At 49.4% G+C, this 8,809-nt stretch carries 7 protein-coding genes and 1 pseudogene; all 8 read left to right on the plus strand.

The genetic code is table 11. The features are described from left to right. A partial coding sequence (locus AC1DSE_RS30585) for a hypothetical protein (RefSeq protein ID WP_477528728.1) occupies positions 1–2,483 on the plus strand: 2,483 nt, incomplete at its 5' end. A gap of 27 nt (positions 2,484–2,510) precedes the next feature. Further along, positions 2,511–3,137 (plus strand): CIS tube protein, encoded by a 627-nt coding sequence (locus tag AC1DSE_RS30590; protein ID WP_076267910.1) that lies wholly within the window; start codon positions 2,511–2,513, stop codon positions 3,135–3,137. Positions 3,138–3,141: 4 nt separating this feature from the next. Next, positions 3,142–4,227: a phage late control D family protein gene (locus tag AC1DSE_RS30595; protein WP_076267909.1), complete on the plus strand. Its 1,086-nt coding sequence runs from the start codon at positions 3,142–3,144 to the stop codon at positions 4,225–4,227. Next, on the plus strand, positions 4,224–4,481 hold the full coding sequence (locus tag AC1DSE_RS30600; RefSeq protein WP_477528729.1) for a hypothetical protein: 258 nt from the start codon (positions 4,224–4,226) through the stop codon (positions 4,479–4,481). The genes AC1DSE_RS30595 and AC1DSE_RS30600 overlap by 4 nt, the downstream gene beginning before the upstream one ends. Before the next feature lie 95 nt (positions 4,482–4,576). Continuing rightward, positions 4,577–4,795, plus strand: coding sequence for a hypothetical protein (locus AC1DSE_RS30605; RefSeq protein WP_477528730.1), 219 nt, complete (start codon positions 4,577–4,579; stop codon positions 4,793–4,795). 22 nt (positions 4,796–4,817) lie between these two features. After that, complete coding sequence (locus AC1DSE_RS30610; RefSeq protein WP_076267908.1) at positions 4,818–5,219, plus strand: GPW/gp25 family protein; 402 nt, start codon at positions 4,818–4,820, stop codon at positions 5,217–5,219. Positions 5,220–5,233: 14 nt separating this feature from the next. Then, positions 5,234–8,332 (plus strand): baseplate J/gp47 family protein, encoded by a 3,099-nt coding sequence (locus AC1DSE_RS30615; RefSeq protein WP_477528731.1) that lies wholly within the window; start codon positions 5,234–5,236, stop codon positions 8,330–8,332. A 53-nt stretch (positions 8,333–8,385) separates the two neighbouring features. Beyond that, positions 8,386–8,809, plus strand: a pseudogene (locus AC1DSE_RS30620) (putative baseplate assembly protein); the annotation flags it as partial.

The raw sequence follows: 8,809 nt of genomic DNA on the forward strand, positions 1-8,809 counted from the left end.
AGGCTGGGAAGAGAGCCGAAGCRGYGAAGCTGGAGCAGCGGGARGCGGRTAAGCAGAGCGCCGCTGCGAGTAAGGTTCTAAGCGAGGCWGGGAARAGAGCCGAAGCGGCGAAGCTGGAGCAGCTAGAGACAGCGACACATACGTTCCGTACGCTCTCGAGTAGACAGGCCGATGATGTGTTACCGCAAGAAGATCGTGCAAAAGGAAAAAAACAGCTAAAGCTAAAGCATCGTAATCATCAAAAACATATCTCCGAGCAAACGGAGATGTCGCAAGAAGCAGCACCAAATGGCAAGGAAGCGGATGTACAATCAAATGCCTCCGCGAAAAAAACGAATCAACCGAATCGTTTGGCAATGCCAAATGCAGAATCAGAAACAGAAGCTGCCGCTATCCATTCAAGTATCAAGGTAACCGCTAGCAAGATAACTGATGTTAATCGAAATAGGCTTCAGCTTCCAGTATTGCAGCGCAAGCCGCAGCTTTTGAACGAATTAACTGAACGGAGCAGCCAATCAGCGATTGCTGCCAAACGTCTCATTCATCGAGCGAATCGTTCACAGTCAGATCAGCCTCGAGAGGTCGATAATGATTCAACTGTAAATCTGAATAATAGCAGCATGATTAATACAGTCGTGCCTTCCAATAAAAAAGAGATTAAAGCTAATCCAGCTGGTATCTCATCGAATGTAAGCAGCTGGAAGCAAAATGAAACAAAACCTAGCAGTGCTGCTACTTCAATCCATAAAGCAATTGCAGCACAAGCAGGGATATCAGCTGATGGATCTCAACGGTTTATACCGTCAAGGACATTATCAAATGCTCTTGCAGAAGCAGCAAGAATAAGGAACCGGATTATGGCTTCGAGGCCTGCCCAGATGGTTTTGCGACGTTTTGAACAGAGACAGCCTGCGCAGAGCGCAGTGCCAGTGCTAAGGCAGGATGCAAGCAAGGCATCCGAAGCTACCGCCCTAAAGAAGCCGTTAACTCAGCTCAACTATAAGCATAAAGCTGCAACGGATCATAATCCGGAAGGGAATATACGTGCTCAAAGCCGCCGTGCTATTTTACATAAACGAACAATCGTACCAGAATCGCAAACCTTAACTCATGATGCGAATTTCATTCAAGGCGCTTCTGCTCGTGCCAGTCGAACAGACGCGAGTGCGACATCAGAGAATTTGTCTAAAATGGCAGAATTGAAGCCAAGCGAAGAGGCTGGTTTAAATACGGGCTTGGCATCTGTTACCGTTCGCGGACAATTAATTGCGAGAGCAGCGAATAATAAGAAGACGTTATTGAAAAACGGAGCATCACTGTCGCATAAGCGGCGAGTGATAGCGGCAAATCATGAAGCGAGCATCAGCGCTATACTTCAGAATGYAATACAAGGGAAAAGAAAAGGGACAACAATGCCTAGTCCTTTTTCTCCTGCCAATGCTGGAGCAAAAGTAGATTCAGCTTCTCCTTTAGTAGGAAGAACGGTTCATCGTTTTTCTGCTGAATGGCTCCCATCTGAAGCGATTAAAACCTCAGCATATGCGGTTGAAAACAATAATATCAGGTATACATCCAATTCATTAGTGCGGAGGCTAGCGGAGCAGACTTCTCCAAACACAAAGCCAAGCACTAGCGCTGAAGCGAAACAAAAGCCGGTCGAATCAAGACTAGTTCAACGGCAAGTCCGTAAAAATAACAGCACCTCGGTAAATGAAATAGAAAAAACATATGGCGCTGAATCATTAAATGATGTGGCGAATAAAGCATCACAAACGTTGGCTAACCGCTTTGAAATGTCAGCCGAAGCTACGGAATCAGCGAAAGCTTCCGCATCCATGCGCGCGTATCCAACACTAAGCGTGCACAAGCAGACAGAATCAGGAGACATGAAGCTGTCAGCTCCTGCTCTCCCTATTGGCGAGAGAAATAAACGCAGTGGACAAACCAATCCTGTGCATCGTCAAACGTTAATGTCATCTTTCTTGAATAGCGGATCCAGAGCAGGAGTGACTCCATTCCGAACGATTCAAAGACATTCTGGCTTCGCTAATCTTGCTGCAAAAGCATCCATAGAAAACAAGCCGATGCTTAGCGGACTAACATCCGTTGTAAAAGCCGGCATTGAGCCTAGTTCCGTTCAATCTAGCGGCACAATTGGCGATCAAGTAAGGCTTAGTTATACAGCAGCTGCCCGTCATCGTAATACAGCTGGCCAAGCTGCACCTAGCGGAGTAGAGACGAACGCTGCTTCATTTGTTGAACGAGGCGAGATGCCCACACTTTCGCATCATAAACCAAGTGGGCCCGCTGCACAGGAGCCGCCGCGTCAGGTGAAGGTGGAAGCGCCTCGCGAGCTGGACCCTGTGCAGCTGCAGAAGATGATTATGAAAATGCCGCAGCTGCATCCAGAAGCTATTGCGGATCAAGTATATAAGGCGTTGGAGCGAAAGATGAAGCTGGAGCAGCGAAGAAGAGGCTTCTAAAATGAACAGATTTGGAGGGGACATCGAATGGCATTAAGCAAAGCGCAGTTTTGGATCTTTCGAGCGAAAGAAACCGAGAAGGTAGACGTGCTTTTTAACCCGACTGATTATGAGATGGAATCCGGAAATCAATATGCGGAGAAGGAGATTGCGGGGCTGCAAACCCCGCTCTCCCAATTTACGAGCGGTGAGCGGACAACATTGAAGCTGAATTTGTTTTTTGATACGTATGAAGCGGGCATTGACGTTCGTACCTATACTTCCAAAATCGTGGGCATACTCGATGTTGACTCGGATTTGCATACGCCGCCGACCTGTAAATTCATTTGGGGCTCGCTTGATTTTAAAGGTGTTATTACAAGCATTACGCAGAAATACACGATGTTTCTGGAAACCGGCGTCCCTGTTAGGGCATCCTTAACGGTCGATATGCTGAGCTCGCAAACGATGAAGGAACAATACCAAGAAATTCCGCGTCAATCTGCCGACCGTACGAAGCAAAAGACGGTCAAGCAAGGGGATCAGCTGTGGTCAATAGCGGCTGAGGAATACGAGGACCCGGGAGCATGGCGCCATATCGCCGAAGCGAATGGGATTGATAACCCCCGTATGCTGTTATCCGGAAGAAGCTTGACGATTCCGAGATTGGAGTGAAAACGTGGCTGCAAACTCCTTTGAGGATTTGGAATCCAAATATGGTGATTTTAGCGCACCTGAGGTTGATATTTTAATAGAGGGTCAATTGATCAAGCTTTCAAACATGGCCGTAGAATGGGTTGATGTCGAGCAAACGACGGATGCACAGGCGGATATCGCCAGGTTTTCGATTTCTAATGGCTATATATGGAGCGAATCCCGTATGCAATGGGTAGGCACAACGATTGCGGTAGGCAAGAAGGTGCAAATCAAGCTTGGTTACGCAGATAAAAAATCGCTTGTATTTGATGGAATCATGACAGGCTATACCATTGATTATCCTTCAAACGGCAGCCCAAGCATTGTCGTAACGGCGATGGACCGCTCTTTTCTCATGATGAAGACGTCACACTCTAAGGTGTGGAACCAAATGAAGGACAGCGATGTTGTTCGGCAAATTGCCGGAAATTATGGTTTGTCTGTCGATTTGGACGATACGGGCGTCACCAAAAAAACGATTGAGCAAATTGGGGTGAGCGATTATCATTTTGTCCGCTCGCTTGCGATGGATAACGACAGGCATTTCTATGTAGAAGCATCCAAGCTTATTTTCAAAAAACCGAAAACATCGGGAGCGCCGCTTATTACGCTGAAATATGGGAAAAACCTCGTTCAGTTCACGTTGACGGTGGATGCTTCCAGCCAGACTTCGCAAGTCAAAGTTCGCGGCTATGACGTCGATAAGATGCAAGCGATAGAATCCGTTGCCAGCTCGGTTACCATTATTGGTACGAACACCAAAAGCGGCCCAAGTGTAGCAAGCATGCTCTCTAATCAAAAGATGGAGGTCGTATACACGCAGGCAGCATCGCAGGACGAGGCGCAATCGCTTGCGAAGGCGATGCTGGATCGTATTTCCCGCGAGCTCGTGAGCGGTCATGGAACTTCGATTGGTTTTCCAGAGCTGAAGCCAGGTGAATTAATCAAGATTGAGGGTCTCGGCAGCGACAAGCTGAATCAACTGCTGCGATTGACGAAGGTTACGCATCGACTCGACGCAACGGATGGCTACATGATTTATTTTGAGACGGAGGGGAATGCGATATGAGCACGATGTATCCTGGTTTTTTTGACCAGCATCAGCGCTCCATGCAATCCGAGCAGCTGTCCGGAGTGTGGAATGCAATCGTTACCGACAACAAAGACCCGGATAAGCTTGGCCGCGTAAAGGTGAAGTTTCCACTGCGTGAAGKCGAGCTCCGCCTGCGCCGAACGACAAAAACGATATTCGCAAAATCAAGACGAAAACCGGGCATGAGATTACGTTTGATGATACGAGCAGCGCAGGCACGGTTACGATAAAAACGTCAAAAGGCCATCATATTACGTTTGCCGATAAGGATAAGACGGTTACGGTTGAAACGCAAGACAAGCAGCAATCGATCAAGCTGGATGAGATGGGAAAGAAGGTCACCATCAAATGCGGTTCAGCGTCTACGATTGAAATGAGCGCGCAAGGCGATGTAAAAGTGACGGGCTCAAAATCGGTTACCGTAAAAGGCGCTCAGGTGAAGGTGGAGGCGGATGCAGCGCTCACGCTTCAATCCAATGGCATGCTTGAGGTAAAGGCTAACGGCATTTTGTCGCTGAAGGGCGCGATGGTTAAGATCAATTGATGGCTGAGGGAGGCTGCAGCAGATGTCGGCATCGTTTTTGGGGAAAGGATGGAAATTTCCCGTTCAGGTAGACGCAACAACCGGCCGTATTCGCATGGCGGAAGGCGAGGATGACATTGAAGAGTCTATCCGAATTATTATTCGAACGTCGAAGGGCGAGCGATTAATGCGTCCTGATTTTGGCTGCGGCTTACGGGATTTTGTATTTGGCACAACGGATGAGACATCGCTTAGACTCATTGCCAGTGATGTGCAGGAAGCCATTCGAATTTGGGAGCCGAGAGTAAAGGACGTAGAGGTAGAGGTGAAGCCTGATCGGCAAAATAACGGCCGTGTGCTAATGAGCGTCTCCTATGCGGTAAGATCCACAAACAATCTTTTTAATCAGGTGTTTCCTTTCTATTTAGAGGAAGGAAGCAAATAACGGGAGCGAGCAACGTGATGAAGCACGGGGGAAGAAATGGCGGTGACAACCGTCCGCCAAAAATCAATCATAATAACTTATCCTCTTTTATGGCTCAGTTAAAGGAGATGGCACCTCATTATACGCCGGAGTGGCGATTCTCGCAGGAGGAGCCTGATGCGGGGACGGGACTAGCCTATTTGACCGCTGAGATGCTGGAGGACACGGTTAATCGGCTTAATCAAGCGCCGCTCAATCATTTCCTTGCTTTCCTCGATCTTATCGAGGTCAAGCTGCAGCCGCCTCGTCCAGCCCGGGCGACCGTTGTGTTTCAGCTGAGTGAAGGAACGGTCGACCCCGTTTATTTGCCGGCAGGCATTGCATTGACAGCCCCTCATCCTGATGGCGGCGAGCCGCTCGTATTTGAGACGGAGAAGGTGCTGCTCGCTACACCAGCGAAGCTGATGGAGTGGATTAGTGTAAATCCACAAAAGGATCATATTGCTACTGCAGCACTGGACTATGGAGAGCGATTGAAGAGCGGCCTAGCTGAGCCGATCAGCTTGTTCGATACCAGCTCTATGCCAAATGAGCAGGAGCATACGCTTTATATTCGGCATGACGATATCTTTCTAGTAGATCGGCCAAGCCGATTTTACATAAATGTTCACCACACCGAAAAACGTTACTCTGAGCCGGAGCTTGCTGCCTCGCTCGCATCAGAGTGGGTGGAATGGACGTATCCATGCAATGGGGAATGGGTGAAATTTGATTCCGCAACGGCTGCAGGCAGCATGGTCGTATTATATAAACAGCGAGCTGGAAAGCTGGAGCTCACTGAGCATGAAGGAATAACTGGCCGCTGGATCAGGTGTACCGTGAAACAGCTGCAAGGCGCCGCCTCTCCTCTGCTTAACAAGCATTTGGAGATGGATAAAATAAGGCTTCGTGCGKCGCATGATGCGGCCGGCGACAATGTTGGCATTGAGCCAGGCGCATTATATTTTAATGATACGGAGCTCTTGAAGGATGGGTTTTACCCGTTTGGAGAACATTTTGTTCCTTATTCCGTTTTTTATTTATCGTGTGAAGAGGCGTTTAGCAAGCGTCAAAGCAAAATCAAGTTGACCTTCTCTGCGAGGGCGATACCGAGTAGGCTCAGAATGGCGCAGGATCCCGAAGTAAAGTGGAAAATGGTCATGCGGACTTCCGATTTTGATGAGAAGGATCCTCCGCGCGTATGCATCAGAAGTGTTCAATGGGAGTATTGGGATGGCAGCAATTGGGGCAGGCTGCCTGGCAGCGAGCAATTCGGAACATTGTTTGCCGAACTGCCGGAGCAGAGTGAACGAAGCTTTACTTTGACGTTCAACTGTCCAGACGATATGGCGGAAACGTTCGTAAACGGTACGTCTGATTATTGGATTCGGGCACGTGTGCTGCAGACTGATCCCATTATCGCGCCAGTCGTGGAATATATGTCACCTTGGCTCGCACAACCTATTCTGTCCTATGCCCATGCCTCGCAAAGCTTATTTATGCCAGAGCATGTCTATACAAGAAGCAATATTGACAATCGTGATCGAACGCCTTCTGCACAACATGGCGGTCAGTCCTTTAAGCTGTTTGAGCAAATTCCAGCAAGTCATCCTGCGATGTATGCTTCCTTTAATGCAGCGCCGTTAAAAGGTCCCATTCGTCTACATATTGAGCTGGAACGCAGGTTTACAGCCAGCAATCAACCGCCGTGGGTGGAGTGGGAAGCGCTTTGCTTGGAAGCAGGCCGCTACATTTGGCAGCCGCTGAAGGTGGTGGACAACACTGAGGCATTTACGATAAGCGGAGAGCTGCAATGGGTAGGTCCATCTACGATGGCGCCGGCTCGCTTGTTCGGGCATGAGCGTTATTGGATACGCGCGGTCAACCTTGATGGCTCGCTCGGAGATTCCTATCCGGGCAATCCTGTAGCCTCAAGCATGCATCTGAATGCTGTTTCGGTCAGGCAGCAGGTTAGTCAGGAGAAGGAGCTTACAATTCCTGCGGACGGCTTTGTACAGCTAGCGCCTACGGCATTCATTGAAGAAGAGGTGTGGGTAGATGAGCTCGCACATTTCACGCCAATGGATCGAGTGAAATGGTCTGACTCCGAGCCTGAATTTTATATGCTGCAAAGAGACGGTGACGGTAATGACCAACGCTTCTGGGTGAGATGGCAGCCGGTCGTTTCGCTTGCAGAGTCTGGCCCAATTGACCGTCATTATTCACCGGACCACGCAGGCGGAATGCTGCAATTCGGAGATGGCATCCGCGGGAAGCTTCCTTCCTCTGATACGGCGGAAACGGTGCGCGTTCGCTTTAAAACTACCGCGGGCGCAAACGGGCATGTCGATGCCGGGCAAATAACGGGGATGGTGCTTCCATTTGCATTCGTCAGCAGCATCAGCAATCCGGCTCCTTCAATTGGCGGCGGTGATGCGGAACGGGTAGAGCAAGTGCTCGTAAGGGGACCGCAGCGGCTTAAGCACCGCGGACGGGCAGTTACCGCAAGCGACGTAGAATGGATTGCTAGAGAGGCATATCCGCAGATTGCAAAGGTGAAATGCTTAAGCAATCGAAATGCAAGGCTGGAGCGCTCACCTGGCTCCATGGTTGTGGTTGCTTTCCCAGCGGGCGGCTTGGAAAGCGCTGCTCAGTTTCCAGAGCTGCGCAAAGCAGTGGAGCGTGAGCTCATGCTGACAGCATCGAATCTGGTTTCCTTGGGCGGTGCCATACGGGTTATCGAGCCGGCCTATTTGGAAGTGTCCGTGCATGCAACGGTGGCATCCCAGTCCGTGGATGATCTGCTTCCACTAGAGATGGCTTGTACAGCCAAGCTGAATGCGTTCTTACATTCGGTAACTGGAAATGTTGACGGCAACGGCTGGAATATTGGAGAAACGCTGCATGTGTCAGTGCTTCACTCCCTTTTGCATGCTGTCCACTCGCTTTTATATATCGAACGTCTTTATTTACATATTGTCAAAATAGAAAATGGAAATCGTACCGAATGGGATCCCGTCCGGATGAATGAGGTTATTCATGGCATCGTCGTTAATGGCAGCCATAGCATAACGGCTTTCCCTGGTCCGAAATAAGAGTTCCGAATGAGGGTAGTACGATCAAAAAAAGAAAAGGAAGGAGAGATCAAATGCTGCCGAGGCTGCCGCTAGACGACCGCACGTATGCGGAAATTGTTCAACAAGCAAGAAGGCTCATCCCGAAACGGGTTCCGGAATGGACGGATGAGAATGCGCATGACCCGGGCATTACGTTTATTGAGCTATTCGCTTGGCTGACAGAGATGCAGCGTTATTTCATTGGCCGTGTCCCGGACAAGAACAGGCGCAGGTTTCTTGATCTGCTTGGTATTCAGCCTGCAGACGCAAGTTCGGCGAGAGCTACCGTACAGTTCTCAAATATTAAAGCTCCGGTGACGCTGCCTCGCGGAACAAAGCTGATGGCTGAGGATCAGATGTTTGAGACGGAAGCCTCCATTTCCCTTGTGCCGCTTGCGCTGGATAGAATCGTTACGCGAACGGAACGGGAAGCCAATGACGTCACAGCTACAAATG

The sequence above is a fragment of the Paenibacillus sp. 01L418 genome, assembly GCF_056400045.1.